Raw genomic sequence first — 20,183 nt, 5'->3', positions numbered from 1 at the left:
GCGTGATGGGCGTGAAGGCGACTCCGCGAGCGGCACGTGTGTACATCGGCTGCGCCGTTCTCGCCGCCGCCGCGTGCGCGCTGCCCGCGCTGCGACCGGCCGCGCACACCGCCTGGGGCGCCGTCGTGCCGCTCGCCGCCCTGTACGCCCTGTGCGAGCTGCCCGCGCGCTGCCGGCTCCTGGACCGGGTCCTCGGCGGTACGGCGCCGATGGGCGCCGGTTCCTTCTTCCCCGTACTGCTCGCCTCGGCCCTCCTCCTCCCGCCCTCCGCCGCCGCGCTCACCGCGCTGCCCGGGGCGCTGCTCGCCCGCGTCGAGCAGCGGCCGGCGGGGGTGCGGCGGGTCTGGCGGACGGCGCAGCTGCTGCTCGCCGTCGCGGCCGCCGCGCTGGTCGCCGGAGCCCTTGGCAGCCGCGAGGCCCTGGGGAAGGGGCCGCACGCCCCCGACTTCCCGTACGCCCTGCTCCCGGCCGCCGCCTCCGCGCTGACCTTCTGCCTGGTCCTGGCCGTCCTCGACGGTGGGATCCGGACCACCGCCGAGCAGATCCCGCCGCGTACCGCCTGGCGGGGGCTCCTCGGCCGGACTCTCGGCCCGCACGCCGTGCACGGCCTCGCCGGGCTGATGATGGCGGTGCTCTGGCGGAGCGCGTACGGGCCGGTCGCCGCGCTCTTCGTCCTGCTGCCGATGTACATCTCCTGCTGGGTCTTCGCCCAGTACCACCGCGAACGCGCCGCCCACCAGGCCACGATCCGCGCGCTCGTGCAGGCCGTCGACATCAAGGACCGGTACACCCGCGGGCACAGCGAACGCGTCGGCCGGGCCTCGGTGCTGATCGCCCATGAGCTCGGCATGGCCGAGGAGCGCCTGGAGATCCTCCGCTTCGCGGGGATCCTGCACGACGTCGGCAAGCTCGGCGTACCGACCCGGATCCTGCGGAAGGACGGGCCACTGACGCCCGAGGAGCGCCGGATCATCGAACTGCACCCGGAGTACGGACACGAGATGGTCCGGGGCATCGGCTTCCTCGGGGAGGCGCGGGCGGCGATCCTGCACCACCACGAGAAGCTGGACGGCAGCGGATACCCGTACGGGCTCAGCGGGGAGCAGATCCCGGAGTTCGCCCGGGTGGTCGCGGTCGCCGACGCCTTCGACGCCATGACCTCGACCCGTTCCTACAGCCGGGCCCGGCCCGTGGCGACGGCGGTGGCGGAGCTGGAGCGCTGCGCGGGCACGCACTTCGACCCCCGGATGGTCGCGGCCCTCGTCCAGGCCCTCGACCGCCACGGCTGGCAGACGTCGGTGACGGCGGATGAGCCGGGCGCGCGGGCGGGGGCGTCCGGTCCGGCTGGCCCGTCCGGCCCGGGTGCCGCTCGCGCGGCGGGAAGCGTCCCGCCCGCGCGCGTGCCCGCCGCGGCACCGACCACCGCACGGCCGCCGCGCGCGGATGCCGGACGGGCCACGACCGCTGACGTGCCCGGCGCCACGGCGCCCCACGCGCCCTCTCCCACCGCACCCCGCGCCACCGCACCCGCGCCCCACGCGCCCTCTCCCACCGCTCCCCGCGCCACCGCGCCCGCGCCCCACGCGCCCTCTCCCACCGCTCCCCACGCCACCGCACCCGCGCCCCACGCCACCGCACCCCACGCTCCCGTCCCGCCCGGTGGCCGCGCGTGAGGGCCGGGGCTCCGGTTGTCGGGGTCGTTCACGGAGCCGCGCTCGCGTTCACCGTCGCCGGGCTGGGCGGGACGCTCTGGAACGGGGTCAGCGAGCCCGGGAACGCGCTCGCGTTCGGCGTGCTCATCGCGCTGGGCGAGCTGGCCCGCTGGGGCGCCCTGCCGGGGGAGCGGGAGCCCGCGCCGCTCGCCGCCGCCGGGGCCCTCGCGTACGCGCTGCTCGGCGAGCAGGCCGGCAGCGCGACCACCCACGGCGTCCTCCAGATCGTCGCCGTCGTCGTCGCCGGCGGGCTCGTCGGGATCGTCCCGCACATCGCCCGCGGCAAGGGCCCCGGCCTCGACCGCATGGCCCGCCGCGTCCTCACCGTCGGCTTCGCCGCCCTCTGCTTCCAGCCGCTCTACAACTCCGGCGAGGTCACCGACCGCCTCGGCCACGGCCCCGCCTACGCCCTCTTCCTCCTGCTCCTTCTCGTCCTCACCGCCCTCTGCGACGCCGTCCTCGCCGCCCTGATGCTCCGAGCCCGTACGGTCCCCCGTAGCGCCCTGCGGCGCACGGGTGGGGGTGCCCCCGGCGAAGCCAGGGGGAGTACCCCCATCCCCTACGGCCCCCTCCTCCGCGACGAACTGCGCGCCCTCATCGGCATCGGCTCCGCCGTCTGCGCCACCGGCACCGTCATGGCCCTCGGCGTCGCCGCCGCCGGCCTCTGGGCCCTGCCCGTCTTCTGCGTACCGCTGCTGCTCACCCAGGTCTCCTTCCGGCGGTACGCGGCCGTGCGCACCACCAACCGGCAGACCATCGCCTCCCTCGCCCGCGCCACCGAGATCGCCGGCTGCACCCCACCGGGCCACGCCCGCCGCGTCGCCGCGCTCAGCGGCGCCGTCGGTCGCGAGCTCGGCCTCTCCGGGCCCGAGCTGACCGTCCTGGAGTACGCGGCCCTCATGCACGACATCGGGCAGCTCTCCCTCGTCGACCCCGTCCCCGAAGGCGCCACCGCCCTCCTCCCCGCCGAGGAACAGCGCCGGATCGCCCTCCTCGGCGGGGCCGTCGTCCGGCAGACCGGCGTCCCCGCCGCCGTGGCCGTCGTCGTGGAGCGGCAGGCCGACCCGTACCGCGACCAGCCGCTGCCCGCCCGGATCGTCCGTACCGTCAACGCCTACGACGATCTCGCAGGTCACAGCGCCGGTGGAGCGCTGACCGCGCTCGAACGGCTCCGCCTCGCCACCGCCCGCGACCACCACCCGGACGTCGTGGAATCCCTTGCCAGAGTCCTGGCGAGGGGCGGCGTTGCCCCCGCCCCTCCTGGGTAACCCATGGGTAATGAGCGCGCGTCCAACCGGGCATGGTTGGATGCGAACAAGAGGGTGAAGCGACCGGCAGGCGGGAATCGTGAAGATCTTCGGGAAGGTACGGCATCGGCCCTCCGCCTCGTGGCGGCAGGCCACCGACCGCGCGTTCACGCTGATCGGCGACGGCCGGTACGAGGACGCGGGCGCGCTGCTCACGCGCGCGGCGGATCTGGAGCCCTGGCTCTCGGAGTCCTGGTTCAACCTGGCTCTCCTGCACAAATTCCGGCACGACTGGGAGCAGGCCCGGGCCGCCGGGCTGCGCGCCGTCGCCCTGCTCGACAAGGAGACCGGCGCTCCCGACTGGTGGAACGTCGGCATCGCCGCCACCGCGCTCCAGGACTGGCCGCTGGCCCGCCGCGCCTGGCAGGCGTACGGGCTCAAGGTGCCCGGGGCCTCCGCCGGCACCGGTGAACCGGCCGGGATGGAGCTGGGCAGCGCCGCCGTCCGGCTCTCGCCCGAGGGCGAGGCCGAGGTCGTCTGGGGCCGCCGGCTCGACCCGGCCCGTATCGAGGTGCTCTCCATCCCGCTGCCGTCCTCCGGCCGCCGCTGGGGCGAGGTCGTCCTGCACGACGGCGTGCCCAACGGCGAGCGCACGACCACCGCCGGCCCCTCCTACCCCGTCTTCGACGAGATCGAGCTGTGGGCGCCCTCGCCCGTCCCCACCTGGGTGGTCCTCCTGGAGGCCGCCACCGAGGCCGACCGCGACGCTTTGGAGCAGCTCGCATCCGACGCCGGATTCGCCGCCGAGGACTGGTCCTCGTCGGTCCGGCTGCTCTGCCGCGCCTGCTCCGAGTCGACGATGCCCAGCGCCGAGGGCGAGGGCGAGCACCTCGACCCGCACGACCACAGCGAACCGGGCCACCCCGGCCCGCTCGGCCACCGCTCGCCCGGCGAGCTCTGGGTCCCCGAGCGGGAGTGCGGGATCGCCGCGCCCGTCGGCCTGGTCCGCGGCCTGCTCGACGGCTGGGTGGCGGACAGCCCGGACAGCCGCGAGTGGCGCGATCTGGAAGAGGTCTGCTGATCCTTCTGCTGATTCCGCCCAGATCCTGGCCTTAGGCTGTACGGGACCATTTGACTGGGGTTCTGAGGAAGGCGTGCGGCGGAATGGCGCAGCAGGAGACTGACGAGCAGATCAACGACGGGTTCGTCGTCGACACGGAGGACTGCGAGGCGCGTGAGCTCGCGTACCGCGAGCGGGGTACGGCGCGGCCCATCACCGTCGTCGGCAACCCGGTGCTGCACCGGGAGTGCAAGGACGTCACCGAGTTCGACGACAAGCTCGCCGCGCTGATCGACGACATGTTCGCCAGCCAGAAGGCCGCCGAGGGCGTGGGCCTGGCGGCGAACCAGATCGGTGTCGACCTCAAGGTCTTCGTCTACGACTGCCCCGACGACGAGGGCGCCCGCCACACCGGCGTCGTCGTCAACCCGGTGCTCCAGGACCTGTCGGCCGACCGCCGCAACCTGGACGACTCCAACGAGGGCTGCCTCTCGGTCCCGACCGCGTACGCCTCGCTGGCCCGCCCGGACTACGCCGAGGTGCACGGCCAGGACGCCCAGGGCAACGCGATCAAGGTCCGCGGCACCGGCTACTTCGCCCGCTGCCTCCAGCACGAGACGGACCACCTGTACGGCTTCCTGTACATCGACAAGCTCTCCAAGCGCGACCGCAAGGACGCCCTCCGCCAGATGGAAGAGGGCACCCCGCGCTACGAGACGGTCCCGAACGCCTGACCCTCGCCCTGTCCCGTACGTACGGCGCGGTGGACGGCCCAGCCGACCGCCGCGCCGATCGCGTACCAGAACAGGTCGGGCGCGTTGAACGACGTACCGAGCACCAGCCGGGCCAGGGTGCTGTGCGCCGCCAGCCCGGCCGGTACCCCGGTGAGCTGGAAGAACTCCACCGCGCAGCTGACCCCGAGCGCGATCCCCGCGGCGACCGGCGGCCGCACCCGGGGCACCACGCACACCACCAGGGCCAGGATCAGCACGGTGTAGAGGGCGTCCCCGGCGTACTTCGCCACGACACCCGCCGCCACGAACCTGACCCCCAGGCCGACGACGACGGTGAGCAGGGCGGCGGCCGCGGCCGCCGCCCTCACACGTATCAACTCGGCTCTCAGAAGTCCTCGTCCAGGTCCACCGAGCCCTCGACCGCCACCTGGTACGCGGACGGACGGCGCTCGAAGAAGTTCGTCAGCTCCTGGACGCCCTGGAGCTCCATGAACGCGAACGGGTTCTCGGAGCCGTAGACCGGGGCGAAGCCCAGGCGCTGGAGGCGCTGGTCGGCGACGCACTGGAGGTACTCGCGCATCGACTCCGTGTTCATGCCCGGCAGGCCCTCGCCGCACAGGTCTCGGCCGAACTGCAGCTCCGCCTCCACGGCCTCCTTCAGCATGTCGGTGACCTGCTGCTGAAGCGCGTCGTCGAAGAGCTCCGGCTCCTCCTTGCGGACGGTGTCCACGACCTCGAAGGCGAAGTTCATGTGCATCGTCTCGTCGCGGAAAACCCAGTTGGTGCCGGTCGCGAGGCCGTGGAGCAGGCCGCGGGAGCGGAACCAGTAGACGTAGGCGAAGGCGCCGTAGAAGAACAGGCCCTCGATGCACGCCGCGAAGCAGATCAGGTTGAGGAGGAAACGGCGGCGGTCGGCCTGCGTCTCCAGGCGGTCGATCTTCTCGACCGAGTCCATCCACTTGAAGCAGAACTGCGCCTTCTCGCGGATGGAGGGGATCTCCTCGACCGCGTCGAAGGCGGCCGCGCGGTCGTCCGGGTCGGGCAGGTAGGTGTCGAGCAGCGTCAGATAGAACTGGACGTGCACGGCCTCCTCGAACAGCTGGCGCGAGAGGTACAGCCGCGCCTCGGGGGAGTTGATGTGCTTGTACAGCGTCAGCACGAGGTTGTTCGACACGATCGAGTCGCCCGTCGCGAAGAACGCGACCAGCCGGCCGATCATGTGCTGCTCACCAGGCGTCAGCTTGGCGAGGTCGGCGACGTCCGAGTGGAGGTCGACCTCCTCCACCGTCCAGGTGTTCTTGATCGCGTCCCGGTAGCGCTCGTAGAAGTCCGGGTAGCGCATGGGGCGGAGAGTCAGCTCGAAGCCCGGGTCGAGGAGGTTCTTCTGGTCGTTGGAGCTCATTACTGGCAGGCCTCGCAGGACTCGGGGTTTTCCAGGGAGCAGGCGACGGCGTCCTCGTCGGGTGCCGCCTGCTGTACGGGGATGGGGGTCGCGGACGCCGCGCGGGCGATCCTCGTCGCCGGGCGGGAGCGCAGGTAGTACGTCGTCTTCAGGCCCTGCTTCCAGGCGTACGCGTACATCGACGACAGCTTGCCGATCGTCGGCGTCTCCAGGAACAGGTTCAGGGACTGGCTCTGGTCCAGGAACGGGGTCCTCGCCGCCGCCATGTCGATCAGACCGCGCTGCGGGATCTCCCACGCCGTCCGGTACAGCTCGCGCACCTCGGCCGGGATCCAGTTGAAGCCCTGGACCGAACCGCTCGCCTCGCGCAGCGCCTCGCGGGTCTGCGCGTCCCACACGCCGAGCCGCTTGAGCTCCTCCACCAGGTACGCGTTGACCTGGAGGAACTCGCCCGACAGCGTCTCGCGCTTGAACAGGTTGGAGACCTGCGGCTCGATGCACTCGTACACGCCCGCGATCGAGGCGATCGTCGCCGTCGGCGCGATGGCGAGGAGGAGCGAGTTCCGCATGCCGACCGCCGCGATCCGCTCGCGCAGCGCCGACCAGCGCTCGGGCCAGTTCAGCTCGACGTCGTAGTGGTCGGGGTGCAGCACACCGCGCGCGGCGCGGGTCTTGTCCCAGGCCGGCACCGGGCCGTTGCGCTCGGCGAGGTCGGCGGAGGCCTCGTACGCGGCGAGCATGATCCGCTCGGCGATCTTCGTCGACAGCGCGCGCGCCTCCGCCGAGTCGAACGGCATCTTCAGCTGGAAGAAGACGTCCTGGAGGCCCATCGCGCCCAGGCCCACCGGGCGCCAGCGGGCGTTGGAGCGGCCGGCCTGCTCGGTCGGGTAGAAGTTGATGTCCACGACCCGGTCGAGGAAGGTGACGGCCGTCCGGACGGTCTCGTCCAGCCGCTCCCAGTCGATGTCCGAACCGACCACGAACGCGCCCAGGTTGACCGAACCCAGGTTGCAGACCGCCGTCTCGCCGTCGTCCGTGACCTCCAGGATCTCCGTGCAGAGGTTGGAGGAGTGGACCGTGTGACCCGGCTCGGCCGTCTGGTTGGCGGTCCGGTTCGAGGCGTCCTTGAAGGTCATCCAGCCGTTGCCGGTCTGCGCCAGGGTCCGCATCATCCGGCCGTACAGGTCACGGGCCGGCATGGTCTTGCGGGCCAGGCCCTTGGCCTCGGCGGCGCGGTACGCGGCGTCGAACTCCTCGCCCCACAGGTCGACCAGCTCGGGCACGTCCGCCGGGGAGAAGAGCGACCACTCGGCGTCCGCGTTGACCCGGCGCATGAACTCGTCCGGGATCCAGTGCGCGAGGTTCAGGTTGTGCGTACGCCGGGCGTCCTCACCGGTGTTGTCGCGCAGCTCCAGGAACTCCTCGATGTCCGCGTGCCAGGTCTCCAGGTAGACCGCGGCCGCGCCCTTGCGCCGCCCGCCCTGGTTCACGGCCGCCACGGAGGCGTCCAGTGTCTTCAGGAACGGCACGATGCCGTTGGAGTGCCCGTTGGTGCCGCGGATCAGCGAACCGCGGGCGCGGATGCGGGAGTACGAGAGGCCGATGCCGCCCGCGTGCTTCGAGAGCCGCGCGACCTGGTGGTACCGGTCGTAGATGGAGTCCAGCTCGTCCTGCGGGGAGTCGAGCAGGTAGCAGGAGGACATCTGCGGGTGGCGGGTGCCGGAGTTGAAGAGCGTGGGGGAGGAGGGCAGGTAGTCGAGCCGGCTCATCAGCCCGTACAGCGCGGCGACCTCGTCCAGGGCGCGGACGCTCTCGTCCTCGGCGAGACCCGCGGCGACGCGGAGCATGAAGTGCTGCGGGGTCTCGATCACCCTGCGGGTGATCGGGTGGCGCAGCAGGTAGCGGGAGTAGAGGGTGCGCAGACCGAAGTAGCCGAAGCGGTCGTCCGCGGCGCCGTCGATGAGCGCGTCGAGGCGCTCGGCGTGCAGCTTCACGAACTCGGCGGTGCGGTCGGCGATCAGGCCCTCGTGGTGACCGACCGCGACGGACGTGGAGAAGGTGACCGAGCCCTGGGAGGCCGCCTCGTCGGCGATCGTGATCGTGAGCAGCCGGGCGGCGAGCCGGGAGTAGGCGGGGTCCTCGGAGATGAGACCCGCGGCCGCCTCGGTGGCCAGTTCGCGCAGCTCCGCCTCGTCCGAGCCGGCGTTGCGGCCGCGCAGCGCGGCGGCGGCGACCTTCCCGGGGTCGGTGTCGGTGAGGTCGGCGGTGAGGTCGGTCAGGGTCCGCAGAAGCACGGTCCCGGGTCCGTCGCTCACATTGCCGTCGCTCACGTTGCCGTGGCTCTCGTTGCCGTCGCTCTCGATCGCTGCGGCCGGATCGGCGGGCGCGATGGTCACGTGGGGCTCTCCCTCGCTCGGCTCGGGGCCGGGCGGAGGGAGGCGGGCAGCGGCCGCCCCGTACGCAGGGCTGCGCCGCGCCACGGCCCACTCCGCGAGGCCCGGACGTCTGTGGCACCCGGAACGGAAGGACCGGGCGCGCTGTCGGCAGGTCTTCGGACTCGGCAGGCGTGCACAGACACGCAGAAACCACACCGTTGCGGGACAGTTCCGGATTTCCACCGGATTCCCCTGCGAGGACAGCGAGGACGAGCATACATGTGGGGGGCGCTCCTCGAAGCACCCCCCACATGTTGTGTCGTTGGCGAGTCAGAGCTCCAGGGCGTAGGTGAGCAGCGGGTCCATGTCGGGGAGGGGTTTCCAGTCCCGGCCGGGCGTGCGGACGAAGCCCATCCGCTCGTAGATGCGGTGCGCGGAGGCCATCCGGTGCTGGGTGGAGAGCACCATGTGACGGCATCCCGGGGTCTCCCGCGCCCGCTCCACACAGGCCCGTACGAGCGCCTCGCCGACGCCACGGCCCCGCGCGTCCTTCGCCACGGCGAGCATCCGGAACTCGGCCTCGCCCTCGCCCGCGATGTCGGCCCACTCCTCGCCGCCCCGGGCGAAGGTAACCCCGCCGAGCACGACGCCGGCGCGGTCCACCGCCACCAGCACCTCCGCCTCCGCGACCCGCCGGGGTACGTCCCGCAGCAGATGGAGGTAGTCGTCGTCCTCGCCGAAGTCGAGGTGTCCGTCGTCGAGATAGGCGCGCGCGGTGATGTCGCCGAGGGCTTCGTGCTCCTCGGGCCGTACCGCCCTGATGGTGAAGTCCATGGGCGAAGTCTGCCTCGGGGGTACGGCGAAGGGCCCGGGATTTTCTGCCGGAGGGTAGGCGCGAAGGGCCCGGGATCCCCTCTCGGAGACCCCGGGCCCTTCGCGCCTACCGCAACGGTCAGTGACCGGCGCCGACCTTGGCCGGCGGCTTGGCGCGCGCGTCGCCCGCGTCCGCGTCCGCCGTGTAGTCCGACGGCGAGGTCTCGTCCACGCCTTCCGGCGCCTTGAGGGCCTTCAGGACGAAGGTCAGGACGACGGTCACGATGACGTTGAGCACGAAGGCGGTGAGACCGATGTAGCCGATCTCGCCGATGCCCGGGATCTCGGCGGACGAGCCGCCGAAGTGCTTCTGGGTCGGGCTGGCCACGCCGTACGCCGCCGCCGTGCCGTAGACCATGCCGACGGCCCAGCCGGCGAGCAGCGCCCAGCGGTGGGGCCAGCGGGTGAACAGACCGCCGACGAGGGCCGGGAGGGTCTGGAGGATCCAGATGCCGCCGAGCAGCTGGAAGTTGATCGCGACGGTCTTGTCCATCGTCAGGACGAAGGCCAGGGCGCCGACCTTCACCAGGAGCGACACCAGCTTGGACACCTTGGTCTCCTGGGCGGGAGTGGCGTCCGGCTTGATGAAGTCCTTGTAGATGTTGCGGGTGAAGAGGTTGGCGGCGGCGATCGACATGATCGCGGCCGGCACCAGTGCGCCGATGCCGATGGCGGCGAAGGCCACGCCCGCGAACCAGTCCGGGAACATGGTCTCGAACAGCTGCGGGATGGCGAGCTGACCGTTGGACACCTTCACACCCGCGGCGATAGCCATGAAGCCGAGCAGCGCCAGCAGGCCCAGCATCAGCGAGTACAGCGGCAGGATCGTGGTGTTGCGGCGGATCACGTCACGGCTGCGCGAGGAGAGCGTCGCGGTGATCGAGTGCGGGTACATGAAGAGCGCGAGCGCCGAGCCGAGCGCGAGCGTCGCGTAGCCCCACTGGCCCATCTCGCCGGGCACCAGCGCGCCGCGCGGCTTCTCGGTCGCCGGGTTGATCGTCGCGTACGCCTCGCCGGCCTTGGCGAAAATCTCGTCGAAGCCGCCCAGCTTGATCGGGATGTAGATGATCGCCACCGCGATGACGATGTAGATCAGGGTGTCCTTGACGAAGGCGATGAGCGCCGGGGCGCGCAGACCCGAGGAGTACGTGTACGCCGCGAGGACGCCGAAGGCGATGAGCAGCGGCAGGTCCTTGATGAACCAGTGCGTGTTCTCGCCGCCGCCGACGCCCATCACGTCCAGGACGGCCTGGATGCCGACCAGCTGGAGCGCGATGTACGGCATGGTCGCGAGGATGCCGGTGACGGCGACCGCGAGCGACAGGCCCTTGGAGCCGAAGCGGCCGCGGACGAAGTCCGAGGTCGTCACGTATCCGTGCTTGTGGGACACCGACCAGAGGCGGGGCAGGAAGGTGAAGATCAGCGGGTAGACCAGGATCGTGTACGGCACGGCGAAGAAGCCGGCCGCGCCCGCCGCGTAGATCGCCGCCGGGACGGCGACGAAGGTGTACGCGGTGTAGAGGTCGCCGCCGAGCAGGAACCAGGTGACCCAGGTGCCGAACGAGCGGCCGCCGAGGCCCCATTCGTCCAGGCTGTTCTCGTTCTCGGCCCTGCGCCAGCGCGAGGCGAGGAAGCCCATGACCGTGACGGCCAGGAAGAAGAAGATGAAGACGGCGAGTGCGACGCCGTTCACGCCGTCCTTCACTTCGACGCACCTGCCTTCCGGGCGCGCTGGTCACGCTGCCAGAGCTGGTACGCGATCATCGTCAGCGCGGTCGAGATGAGCACCCACGCCATCTGGTACCAGTAGAAGAACGGGATGCCGATGAAAGTCGGTTCGACCTTCGCGTACGAGCTCACCCAGAGCATCGCCACGAACGGGGCGAACAGACAGAGCGCCACGACGACCCGTAGGGGTGTGACGGTTGGTTGTCTTCCCTGCGCTTCTTCCGACATACGGCGGGCCGTCCCCTCGCTGATCACCTGTTGTAATGCGCAGGAAATCTAGGGGACGGTTTCGCGGTATGGAACCCCCGTCCGGATAGCGGACAGTGGGTGTGGGGTCTTTTGTCAGCCGTTGGGGCGCTTGAGGCGCGCAACGAACTTGTATCGGTCGCCGCGGTACACCGAACGCACCCACTCGACGGGCTCACCCTTTGCGTCCACCGAGTGGCGGGAGAGCATCAGCATCGGCAGGCCCACGTCCGTGCCGAGCAGGCCGGCCTCGCGCGGGGTGGCGAGCGAGGTCTCGATGGTCTCCTCGGCCTCGGCGAGGTGCACATCGTAGACCTCGGCGAGCGCGGTGTAGAGCGAGGTGTACTTCACCAGCGAACGGCGCAGCGCCGGGAAGCGCTTGGCCGACAGGTGCGTGGTCTCGATCGCCATCGGCTCGCCGCTCGCCAGCCGCAGCCGCTCGATCCGCAGCACGCGCCCGCCGGGGGAGATGTCGAGCAGCCCGGCGAGGGTGTCGTCGGCCGTCACGTAGCCGATGTCGAGCAGCTGCGAGGTGGGCTCCAGGCCCTGGGCCCGCATGTCCTCGGTGTAGGAGGTGAGCTGCAGCGCCTGCGAGACCTTGGGCTTTGCGACGAACGTGCCCTTGCCCTGGATCCGTTCGAGCCGGCCCTCGACGACCAGCTCCTGGAGGGCCTGGCGCACGGTGGTGCGCGAGGTGTCGAACTCGGCGGCCAGGGTGCGCTCCGGCGGGACCGGGGTGCCGGGCGGCAGGGTCTCCGTCATGTCGAGCAAGTGCCGCTTCAGTCGGTAGTACTTGGGCACGCGCGCGGTGCGGGTGGCGACCCCGCCCTCTTTGTCCGTGCTGCCCGCGTCCGTGGCCATGGCCTGCCTTCCCGACTCCTGTGCTGCTGCCGTCACCGGCTCCTCCGTCTGTAGCGGCTCACATGGTGGCACGGACCGGTCACGGGTCGTCGCCCTGCCTCAGGTGTCGGTCCGATAACGGACGCGACTGCCCTTCTTATACACCCTTGACACCCCTAAAGGTCTAGGCCAAGCTCCGGGTACTGGTCTAAACCATTAAAGACCAGGTCCCAGCCCCACGAGCACTACTCGACGTATGTCTTCGCGCGGTGGGGGGGTTGCAGGAATCCCTGAGGAGGGTGGCGTGAAGCGCAAGCTCATCGCGGCGATCGGCGTCGCGGGCATCATGGTCAGCGTCGCGGCATGTGGTTCTGAGGACGGGGGCGACAAGGGCGGCAAGACGGACGCGTCGGGCAACAAGACGCTGACCGTCTGGGTCATGGACGGCTCGGCTCCCGACGCCTGGATGGCCGAGGTCAACAAGGAGTTCGAGGCCAAGAACCCCGGCGTCAAGGTCAAGGTCGAGAAGCAGCAGTGGAACGGCATCCAGGAGAAGATCACCACCGCCCTCTCCGAGGACACCCCGCCGGACGTCCTTGAGCTCGGCAACACCCAGACCGCGGGCTTCGCCGTCACCGGTGGCCTCGCCGACCTGACCGCCGACAAGGCCAAGCTGGGCTACGACGGCTGGAACAAGGGCATGCTCGCCTCCACCGAGCTGGACGGCAAGCTCTACTCCACCCCGTGGTACGCCGCCAACCGTGTCGTCGTCTACGACAAGGCCGCCTACAAGAAGGCCGGCATCTCCGCCCCGAAGACCCGCGACGAGTGGATCGACGGCCTGAAGAAGCTGAAGGCCTCCGACCCGAAGTCGCAGCCGATCTACCTGCCCGGCCAGAGCTGGTACGTCTACTCCGGCTTCGTCTGGGACGAGGGCAGCGACCTCGCGGTCAAGGACGGCGACAAGTGGAAGGGCAACCTGTCCTCCCCCGAGGCCGTCAACGCCGTGAACTTCTACAAGGAGCTCGCGTCGTACTCGACCGCTCCGAAGGACAAGGACGAGGCGACCCCGCAGCAGTCCACCGACATCATCCCCAAGGGCGGCGTGGCGTCCTGGATCGGCCTCGGCTGGGAGGCCGGCGGCGCGATCGAGGCCATGAAGAAGGCCGGCAAGACCGCCGACTTCGGCTACTTCCCGATCCCGGGCAAGACCGCCGACAAGCCGGGCTCCGTCTTCCTCGGCGGCTCCAACCTCGCCGTCGCCGAGCGCTCCGCCAACAAGGAGCTCGCCTCGGCGTGGCTGTCCCTGGCCGCCGGCAAGGACTTCATGACGAAGTACGCCGCCGCCACCGAGGGTGCCCTGCTCCCGAACACCGACGCCGCGCAGTTCAAGCCGGCCGCGGGCTCCTTCGCCGAGGCCATGACCCTGGCCGCGGCGTCCGGCAAGATCACCCCGGTCACCCCGGGCTGGGCGAACGTCGAGACCGCTCCGAACCCGATCAAGGACTACATGACCAAGGTCCTGAACGGTGAGGACCCGAAGGCCGCCGGCGAGGCCGCCGACAAGGTCATCAACGAGCGTCTCAACCAGCAGTAAGCCGTAGCCACCCGGTGGGCGCGGGAGCCCCAGAACCGCGAGGAATAAGACCATGACCGTGGACTCCCAGGGGGCGGCGACCGCCGTTCCCCAGGACGCGCCCGGGAGGGCGGCAGGGACGTCGAAGACTCCGCCACCCCCTTCCGGCTCGAAGGAAGTCCTCCAGCCTCCACTCGGCAGACGCTCCCTGCCCGGCGGGCTGCTGCCGTACCTGCTGATCGCGCCGGCCCTGCTGTCGATGGCGGCGCTGCTGCTCTACCCGCTGATCCGCAATGTGATCCTCGCCTTCCAGCAGCTCGACCGGAAGGAGTTCATCACCCGCGAGACGGTCTGGATCGGCTTCGACAACTTCACCGAACTCCTCGGCGACCCCGACTTCTGGACCGTCGTCGTCCGAAGCCTGGTCTTCACCGCCGCCAACGTCGTCCTGATCATGGCGATAGGCACCGGCATCGGTCTCCTGCTCAACCGCCTCGGCAAGAAGATGCGGCTGGTGCTCTCGCTGGCGCTCATGCTCGCCTGGGCCATGCCGATCGTCGCCTCGGTCACCGTCTTCCGCTGGCTCTTCGACGAGCAGTTCGGCGTGGTCAACTGGCTCATGCGGACGCTCGGCTTCGACGGCTACGAGCAGCACAACTGGTTCGAGAGCGGCTTCTCCGCCCTCGTCATCATCCTGGTCCTGATCGTCTGGGGCTCGATCCCCTTCGTCGCCCTCAACATGTACGCCGGCCTGACCACCATCGGCTCGGAGCTGTACGAGGCCGCCAGGATGGACGGCGCGAACGGCTGGCGCACCTTCTGGGCCGTGGTCTTCCCGAACCTGAAGCCCTTCTTCATGATCACCACGTTCCTGGAGATCATCTGGGTCTTCAAGGCCTTCGCCCAGGTCTACGCCATGAACGCGGGCGGCCCCGACCGAGGCTCCGAAACCCTCCCCGTCTACGCCTACATCGAGGGCGTGGGGCAGTTCCACTACGGACTCGCGGCGGCCATCTCGGTCCTGACGATCGTGATGCTGATCGCGGTCATGTCCTTCTACTTCCGCCTGATCCTGAAGCAGGAGGAGGAGCAGTGAGCAGCACCACCACCAGGTCCAGCATCAGTACCGGCAGCACCACCCGGCCCCCGCAGAAGCTGCGCACCAGGAAGCCCCTGCGGGCCGGCACGGTCGTCAAGAACCTCAGCGCGCTCGTCCTCGCCGTGGTGTTCGTCTTCCCGGTCTACTGGATGTTCTCGTCCTCGCTGAAGCCGCAGCACCAGATCCTGACCAAGGACCCGGTCTTCGTCTTCAGCCCGACGTTCGAGAACTACTCGACCGCGACCGGCGTCGACCTCTTCTGGACGTACGTCACGAACAGCCTGCTCGTCACGGTCGGCGCGGTGCTGCTCGCCCTGCTCGTCGCCCTCGCCGCGAGCTTCGCGATCGCCCGGATGAAGTTCAAGGGCCGCAAGGGCGTCGTCCTCGTCGTCATGATGGCGCAGATGGCCCCCTGGGAGGTCATGGTCATCGCGATGTACATGATCGCCCGCGAGAACGACATGCTGAACAGCATCCCGCTGCTCACCCTCGTCTACTTCGTGATGGTGCTGCCCTTCACGATCTGGACACTGCGCGGCTTCATCGCCGCCGTCCCGGTCGAGCTGGAGGAGGCCGCGCAGATCGACGGCTGCACCCGCGGCCAGGCCTTCCGCAAGGTGATCTTCCCGCTGCTCGCCCCCGGCCTGATGTCCACCTCGCTCTTCGGATTCATCACGGCGTGGAACGAGTTCGCGATGATCCTGATGCTCAACAAGGACAAGGAGTCGCAGACCCTGACGCTCTGGCTGACCCAGTTCCAGACCGCGTTCGGCAGCGACTGGGGCGCCACCATGGCCGCCTCCTCGCTCTTCGCCCTCCCCGTGCTCGTCGTGTTCCTCTTCCTCCAGCGCAAGGCCGTCGGCGGCATGACCGCCGGCGCGGTGAAGGGATAACGCCTCCCCATGACCACACTCGTCAGCGCCTCGGACACCCTGACCCGTGACGCGCTCACCGTCCTCCAGCCCGGATTCGTCGGCACCACCGCGCCCGACTGGCTGCTCCGCAGGATCGGCGAAGGCCTCTCCTCCGTCGGCCTCTTCGGCCGGAACATCGCCTCCCCCGAGCAGCTCGCCGCGCTCACCGCGCGCCTGCGGGCCGAGCGGGACGACGTCCTCGTCGCCATCGACGAGGAGGGCGGCGACGTCACCCGCCTGGAGGTCCGGCAGGGCTCCTCCTTCCCCGGCAACTACGCGCTCGGCACGGTCGACGACGTCTCACTCACCCGGGCCGTCGCCGAGGAGCTCGGCCGCCGGCTCGCCGCCTGCGGCGTCGACCTCAACTGGGCGCCCTCGGCCGATGTGAACTCCAACTGCGAGAACCCGGTCATCGGCGTCCGCTCCTTCGGCGCCGGCCCCGATCTGGTCGCCCGGCACACCGTGGCGTACGTCGAGGGCCTCCAGGCCGTCGGCGTCGCCGCCTGCACCAAGCACTTCCCCGGACACGGCGACACCAACGTGGACTCGCACCACGCGATGCCCCGCATCGATGTGGACCTCACCACACTGCACGCCCGTGAGCTGGCACCTTTCCGGGCCGCGATCGCCGCGGGTACCAAAGCTGTCATGAGCGCGCATATCCTGCTCTCCGCGCTCGACCCGGAGCGCCCGGCGACCCTGAGCCCGCAGATCCTGACCGGTCTGCTCCGCCAGGAGCTGGGCTTCGACGGGCTGATCGTCACCGACGGCATGGAGATGCAGGCCATCGCGTCGGTGTACGGCATCGAGCGCGGATCCGTCCTCGCGATCGCCGCGGGCGCCGACGCCATCTGCGTCGGCGGCGGGCTTGCCGACGAGGACACCGTCCTGCGACTGCGCGACGCGCTGGTCGAGGCGGTACGGACCGGTGAACTGCCCGAGGAGCGGCTGGCCGACGCCGCGGCGCGCGTGCGCGCCCTGGCGGCCTGGACCCAGGCGCACCGGGCCAGGGGGGCTCGAACGGGGCCGGGCGCGGCAGTGCAGGAGGGGACCGCGCCCGGCACCGACATCGGACTCGTCGCGGCCCGCCGGGCCGTGGCCGTCACCCCGGGGGAGCGGCCGTACACGCCGATGACCAGCGCCCCCTACGTCGCCGCCTTCACCCCGGTCGCCAACATCGCCGTGGGCGACGAGACGCCCTGGGGTGTCGCGGCCGAGCTTGAGCGGCTGCTGCCCGGCACCGAGACCGGTTCGTACGACGAGCCGGCGGTGGACGCCGTGCTCGCCGCCGCCAAGGAGCGCCGGATCGTCGCCGTCGTACGGGACGCCCACCGGCACCCGTGGATGACGGAGGCCCTCGACGCCCTGCTGGCGGCCCGCCCCGACACCGTCGTGGTGGAGATGGGCCTGAACCAGGCCGAGCCGCGGGGCGCCCTGCACATCGCGACGCACGGCGCGGCCCGGGTCTGCGGCCGCGCGGCGGCGGAGACGATCGTCGGGATCTGAGAGCGGTACGGAAGAACGCGAGAGGGGCCCGGCACCTGAACCAGGTGCCGGGCCCTTCGCCGTAACGGGACGCGTGCGGGGACGCGTACGTCCTAGATGCCCTGCCAGGCGGGCTTGTTGGCGAAGGCGTGGCGGAAGTAGTCCGCGAGCTTCAGCTTGGACGCGGCGGCCTCGTCCACGACGACCGTGGCGTGCGGGTGCAGCTGCAGCGCGGAGGCCGGCACGAGCGCGGCGACCGGGCCCTCGACGGTCTGCGCCACGGCGTCGGCCTTGCCCTCGCCGGTGGCCAGGAGCACCAGGTGCCGGGCCTCCAGGATGGTGCCGATGCCCTGGGTGATGACGTGGTGCGGCACCTGCTCGATGTCGTTGTCGAAGAAGCGCGCGTTGTCGACACGGGTCCGCTCGGTGAGCGTCTTGATCCGGGTCCGGGAGGCGAGCGAGGAGCACGGCTCGTTGAAGCCGATGTGCCCGTCGGTCCCGATGCCGAGGATCTGGAGGTCGACCCCGCCGGCCTCGCGCAGGACCCGGTCGTACGCCTCGCACGCCGCCTGGACGTCCTCGGCGGAGCCGTCGGGCCCCATGAAGGCGTCCTCGGCGAGCCCGAGCGGCTCGACGACCTGGCGCAGCACCGTGGAGCGGTACGACTCCGGGTGCCCGGCGGGCAGCCCGACGTACTCGTCCAGCTGAGCGATCCGGGCGCGCGAGGCGTCCACGGAACCGGCCTTGACCTGGGCGATCAGGGCCTCGTAGATGGGCAGCGGAGTCGAGCCGGTGGCAACGCCGAGCAGCGCGTCGGGCTTGCGGCGCAGGAGGCCGGCGATGCCGTCCGCGATGAGCTCTCCGCCTGCCGTGGCGTCCGGGACGATGACAACTTCCACGCTGTGCCTGCCGATCTGGTGAGGGGCTGGTGAGGGCCTGGTGGTATAGACCAATCAAAGTTCAATCTAGCAGAGCGGAGCCCGTCCGCTCAGGCCCTTCCGACCGGCGGACGGCGCCGACGGATCCCCTCCCCATGGTCGAACGGCACGCCCCACGCAGCCACCGGAACCTCACTCCTCCGTCAGGCGAGCGAACCCCCCGTCGCGTCGATCCACTGCCCCGTCACCCACCGCCCGTCGTGCGAGGCCAGGAAGGCCACCACATCGGCTATGTCCTCGGGGGTGCCGACCTTCCCGAGCGCCGACATCGCCGCCGCGTCCGCCCACGCCGCGTCGTTCCCCCGCAGCCAGCCCGCGTTGATGTCCGTGTCGACGATCCCCGGCGCCACCGCGTTGACCGTGATGCCCCGGCCGCCCAGCACCTTCGACAGATAGCGCGTGAAGGTGTCCAGGGCGCCCTTGGACATCGCGTACGCGATCAGCTCGGGCATCATCGCCGCGTGGCTCAGCCCGGTGGAGACGTTGATGATCCGGCCCCCGTCGCGCAGCCGCTCGGCCCCCTGCTGCGCGAGGAAGAACGGCGCCTTCGTGTTCACCGCGAAGACCCGGTCGTACTCCTCCTCGTCGATCGTCGCGAACGGCCGCGAGGCCGCGATCCCCGCATTGTTGACGAGGATGTCGAGGCCGTCCGCCCGCTCGTCGAACCGCTTCCAGAGCCCCTCCGCGTCCCCCGGCGCGCCGAGCTCCTGGCCGAGCGAGAACGCCTCGCCGCCCGCCGCCTCGATCGCGGCGACGGTCTCCTTCGCCGCCGCCTCGTTGGTCCCGTAATGCACCGCGACCCGCGCGCCGTCCCGGCCCAGCCGCTCCGCGATCCCCCGCCCGATCCCCCGGCTGCCGCCCGTGACCAGTGCCGTCTTCCCTGTGAGCGCACGCATCGGACGCCCCCCTTACTTCCGTAGTGGTCGTTACAGAAAGAACCGTAGCACCCTTTCCGTAGCGCGCGCTATAGAATTGGCGGCATGACGACGAAACAGCGCGGCCGCCCCCGCTCCTTCGACCGCCCGACGGCGCTGGAGCAGGCCACGATGGCCTTCTGGGAGCACGGGTACGAGACCACCTCGGTCTCCGACCTCACCCGCGTCATGGGCATCAGCGCCCCGAGCCTCTACGCGGCCTTCGGCGACAAGAAGGCCCTGTTCGAGGAGGTCGTGGAGTCGTACGCCGTCAACTACGGCGCGTACGGCGGCCGGGCCTTCGCGGAGGAGCCGACGGCGCGCGGCGCGCTCGGCCGGATGCTCGTGGAGGCGGCGGACGTCTTCACCGACCCGTCCCACCCGCGCGGCTGCCTGATGATCTCGGCCGCGACGAACTGCTCGAACCCCGAGGTCGAGGAGGCCCTGCGCGCGCGCCGCGCGAGCAACCTGGCCTCGTTCGAGGAGCGGATCCGCCGGGGCGTCGACGCGGGGGAGCTGCCCGCCGGCACGGACACCGGCACCCTGGCCCGGTTCTACGGCGCCGTCCTCCAGGGCATGTCCCAGCAGGCGCGCGACGGGGCGACGAGGGCGGAGCTCGAAGCGATCGGCGAAACGGCGATGCGAGCCTGGCCGACGGCGGGAGGGCCGGACGGAGTCCGGCAGGCCACTCGAAGCCTGTGAGGCCCCCCGGGCCGAGCAGTGCGAGAGGGGCAGAAGGAGGAAGGGGTCACCCGCGGGCTACGGCGCCCGACGGGACCCTCAACCCGTCCGGCACCGCAGCCCGGAGTTACCCGGCCGGGGATGTGCGGTCCCGCGGCCGTATGGGAGGTCTCGACGCAGTCAGGGCAGAGAGCGTCGATCACCTCGTCCGCCCTCCTGTGCGGGGAGGGCGGAGGTCTTTCACAGGGTAGTGCTCCGCCATTGTGGACTAGACCATTCTCGTCTGTCCATCCATCGGCGGCCCCGCGTTCCCGGCCCATCCTCCAACACGAACGCCGAGAGATCCAGATTCATCGCCC

General features: G+C 70.8%; 18 protein-coding genes and 1 riboswitch. Of the genes, 9 read left to right on the top strand and 9 right to left on the bottom strand.

Annotation, left to right across the window (positions count from 1 at the left end):
* The first annotated feature begins 11 nt into the window (after positions 1-11).
* The 4 genes from Q5762_RS07770 (at position 12) to def (ending at position 4,753) form a co-directional block, all read left to right on the top strand.
* Positions 12-1,673, top strand: a complete 1,662-nt coding sequence (locus Q5762_RS07770) for an HD domain-containing phosphohydrolase (RefSeq protein ID WP_399494749.1) — start codon at positions 12-14, stop codon at positions 1,671-1,673.
* On the top strand, positions 1,670-2,980 hold the full coding sequence (locus Q5762_RS07765; RefSeq protein ID WP_315891250.1) for an HD domain-containing protein: 1,311 nt from the start codon (positions 1,670-1,672) through the stop codon (positions 2,978-2,980). Before Q5762_RS07770 ends, Q5762_RS07765 begins: the two co-directional genes overlap by 4 nt.
* Before the next feature lie 79 nt (positions 2,981-3,059).
* The gene (locus Q5762_RS07760; RefSeq protein ID WP_315891249.1) at positions 3,060-4,040 is read left to right on the top strand and encodes a hypothetical protein; all 981 of its coding nucleotides are present in this window, start codon (positions 3,060-3,062) and stop codon (positions 4,038-4,040) included.
* Between the two features lie 83 nt (positions 4,041-4,123).
* Complete coding sequence (def, locus tag Q5762_RS07755) at positions 4,124-4,753, top strand: peptide deformylase (RefSeq protein WP_315891248.1); 630 nt, start codon at positions 4,124-4,126, stop codon at positions 4,751-4,753.
* On the opposite strand, the gene Q5762_RS07750 is transcribed toward def, so the two are convergent.
* The 7 genes from Q5762_RS07750 to Q5762_RS07720 form a co-directional block, all read right to left on the bottom strand.
* A complete protein-coding gene (locus Q5762_RS07750; RefSeq protein WP_315891247.1) occupies positions 4,729-5,121 on the bottom strand; it encodes a DUF2809 domain-containing protein in 393 nt (130 codons plus the stop codon). The genes def and Q5762_RS07750 overlap by 25 nt on opposite strands.
* 17 nt (positions 5,122-5,138) lie before the next feature.
* On the bottom strand, positions 5,139-6,155 hold the full coding sequence (locus Q5762_RS07745) for a ribonucleotide-diphosphate reductase subunit beta (protein ID WP_315891246.1): 1,017 nt from the start codon (positions 6,153-6,155) through the stop codon (positions 5,139-5,141).
* Positions 6,155-8,551 (bottom strand): ribonucleoside-diphosphate reductase subunit alpha, encoded by a 2,397-nt coding sequence (locus Q5762_RS07740; protein WP_315891245.1) that lies wholly within the window; start codon positions 8,549-8,551, stop codon positions 6,155-6,157. Before Q5762_RS07740 ends, Q5762_RS07745 begins: the two co-directional genes overlap by 1 nt.
* A 150-nt stretch (positions 8,552-8,701) precedes the next feature.
* Positions 8,702-8,782, bottom strand: a riboswitch (cobalamin riboswitch).
* Between the two features lie 78 nt (positions 8,783-8,860).
* Positions 8,861-9,364, bottom strand: a complete 504-nt coding sequence (locus tag Q5762_RS07735) for an N-acetyltransferase (protein ID WP_315891244.1) — start codon at positions 9,362-9,364, stop codon at positions 8,861-8,863.
* Positions 9,365-9,482: 118 nt separating this feature from the next.
* Positions 9,483-11,108, bottom strand: a complete 1,626-nt coding sequence (gene mctP / locus Q5762_RS07730; RefSeq protein WP_315891243.1) for a monocarboxylate uptake permease MctP — start codon at positions 11,106-11,108, stop codon at positions 9,483-9,485.
* Positions 11,105-11,359 (bottom strand): DUF3311 domain-containing protein, encoded by a 255-nt coding sequence (locus tag Q5762_RS07725; protein WP_315891242.1) that lies wholly within the window; start codon positions 11,357-11,359, stop codon positions 11,105-11,107. The genes mctP and Q5762_RS07725 overlap by 4 nt, the downstream gene beginning before the upstream one ends.
* Before the next feature lie 114 nt (positions 11,360-11,473).
* Positions 11,474-12,238, bottom strand: coding sequence for a GntR family transcriptional regulator (locus Q5762_RS07720; RefSeq protein ID WP_315891506.1), 765 nt, complete (start codon positions 12,236-12,238; stop codon positions 11,474-11,476).
* Between the two features lie 283 nt (positions 12,239-12,521).
* On the opposite strand from Q5762_RS07720, the gene Q5762_RS07715 reads away from it, so the two are divergent.
* The 4 genes from Q5762_RS07715 to Q5762_RS07700 are packed head-to-tail and all read left to right on the top strand — an operon-like array spanning position 12,522 to position 17,312.
* Positions 12,522-13,814: an extracellular solute-binding protein gene (locus Q5762_RS07715; protein ID WP_315891241.1), complete on the top strand. Its 1,293-nt coding sequence runs from the start codon at positions 12,522-12,524 to the stop codon at positions 13,812-13,814.
* Positions 13,815-13,866: 52 nt separating this feature from the next.
* Entirely contained in the window at positions 13,867-14,889 is a 1,023-nt protein-coding gene (locus Q5762_RS07710) for a sugar ABC transporter permease (protein ID WP_315891240.1), read from the top strand.
* A 59-nt stretch (positions 14,890-14,948) separates the two neighbouring features.
* Positions 14,949-15,785, top strand: coding sequence for a carbohydrate ABC transporter permease (locus Q5762_RS07705; RefSeq protein WP_315891505.1), 837 nt, complete (start codon positions 14,949-14,951; stop codon positions 15,783-15,785).
* 9 nt (positions 15,786-15,794) lie between these two features.
* Positions 15,795-17,312 carry a glycoside hydrolase family 3 N-terminal domain-containing protein gene (locus Q5762_RS07700; RefSeq protein ID WP_315891239.1) on the top strand — a complete coding sequence of 506 codons (1,518 nt, stop codon included), beginning with the start codon at positions 15,795-15,797 and terminating at the stop codon, positions 17,310-17,312.
* 92 nt (positions 17,313-17,404) lie between these two features.
* On the opposite strand, the gene nagB is transcribed toward Q5762_RS07700, so the two are convergent.
* Both nagB and Q5762_RS07690 read right to left on the bottom strand, forming a co-directional pair.
* Entirely contained in the window at positions 17,405-18,190 is a 786-nt protein-coding gene (nagB, locus tag Q5762_RS07695; protein ID WP_315891238.1) for a glucosamine-6-phosphate deaminase, read from the bottom strand.
* A gap of 182 nt (positions 18,191-18,372) precedes the next feature.
* Entirely contained in the window at positions 18,373-19,125 is a 753-nt protein-coding gene (locus tag Q5762_RS07690; protein ID WP_315891237.1) for an SDR family oxidoreductase, read from the bottom strand.
* A gap of 84 nt (positions 19,126-19,209) precedes the next feature.
* Between Q5762_RS07690 and Q5762_RS07685 the strand changes: the two genes are divergently transcribed.
* The gene (locus Q5762_RS07685; RefSeq protein ID WP_315891236.1) at positions 19,210-19,845 is read left to right on the top strand and encodes a TetR/AcrR family transcriptional regulator; all 636 of its coding nucleotides are present in this window, start codon (positions 19,210-19,212) and stop codon (positions 19,843-19,845) included.
* Positions 19,846-20,183: the final 338 nt, after the last annotated feature.

It is taken from the genome of Streptomyces sp. P9(2023) (assembly GCF_032436795.1).
Lineage (GTDB): Bacteria > Actinomycetota > Actinomycetes > Streptomycetales > Streptomycetaceae > Streptomyces.
The sequence above is the reverse complement of the archived record's forward strand: the minus strand, read 5'-3'. Positions and strand labels throughout refer to the sequence as shown.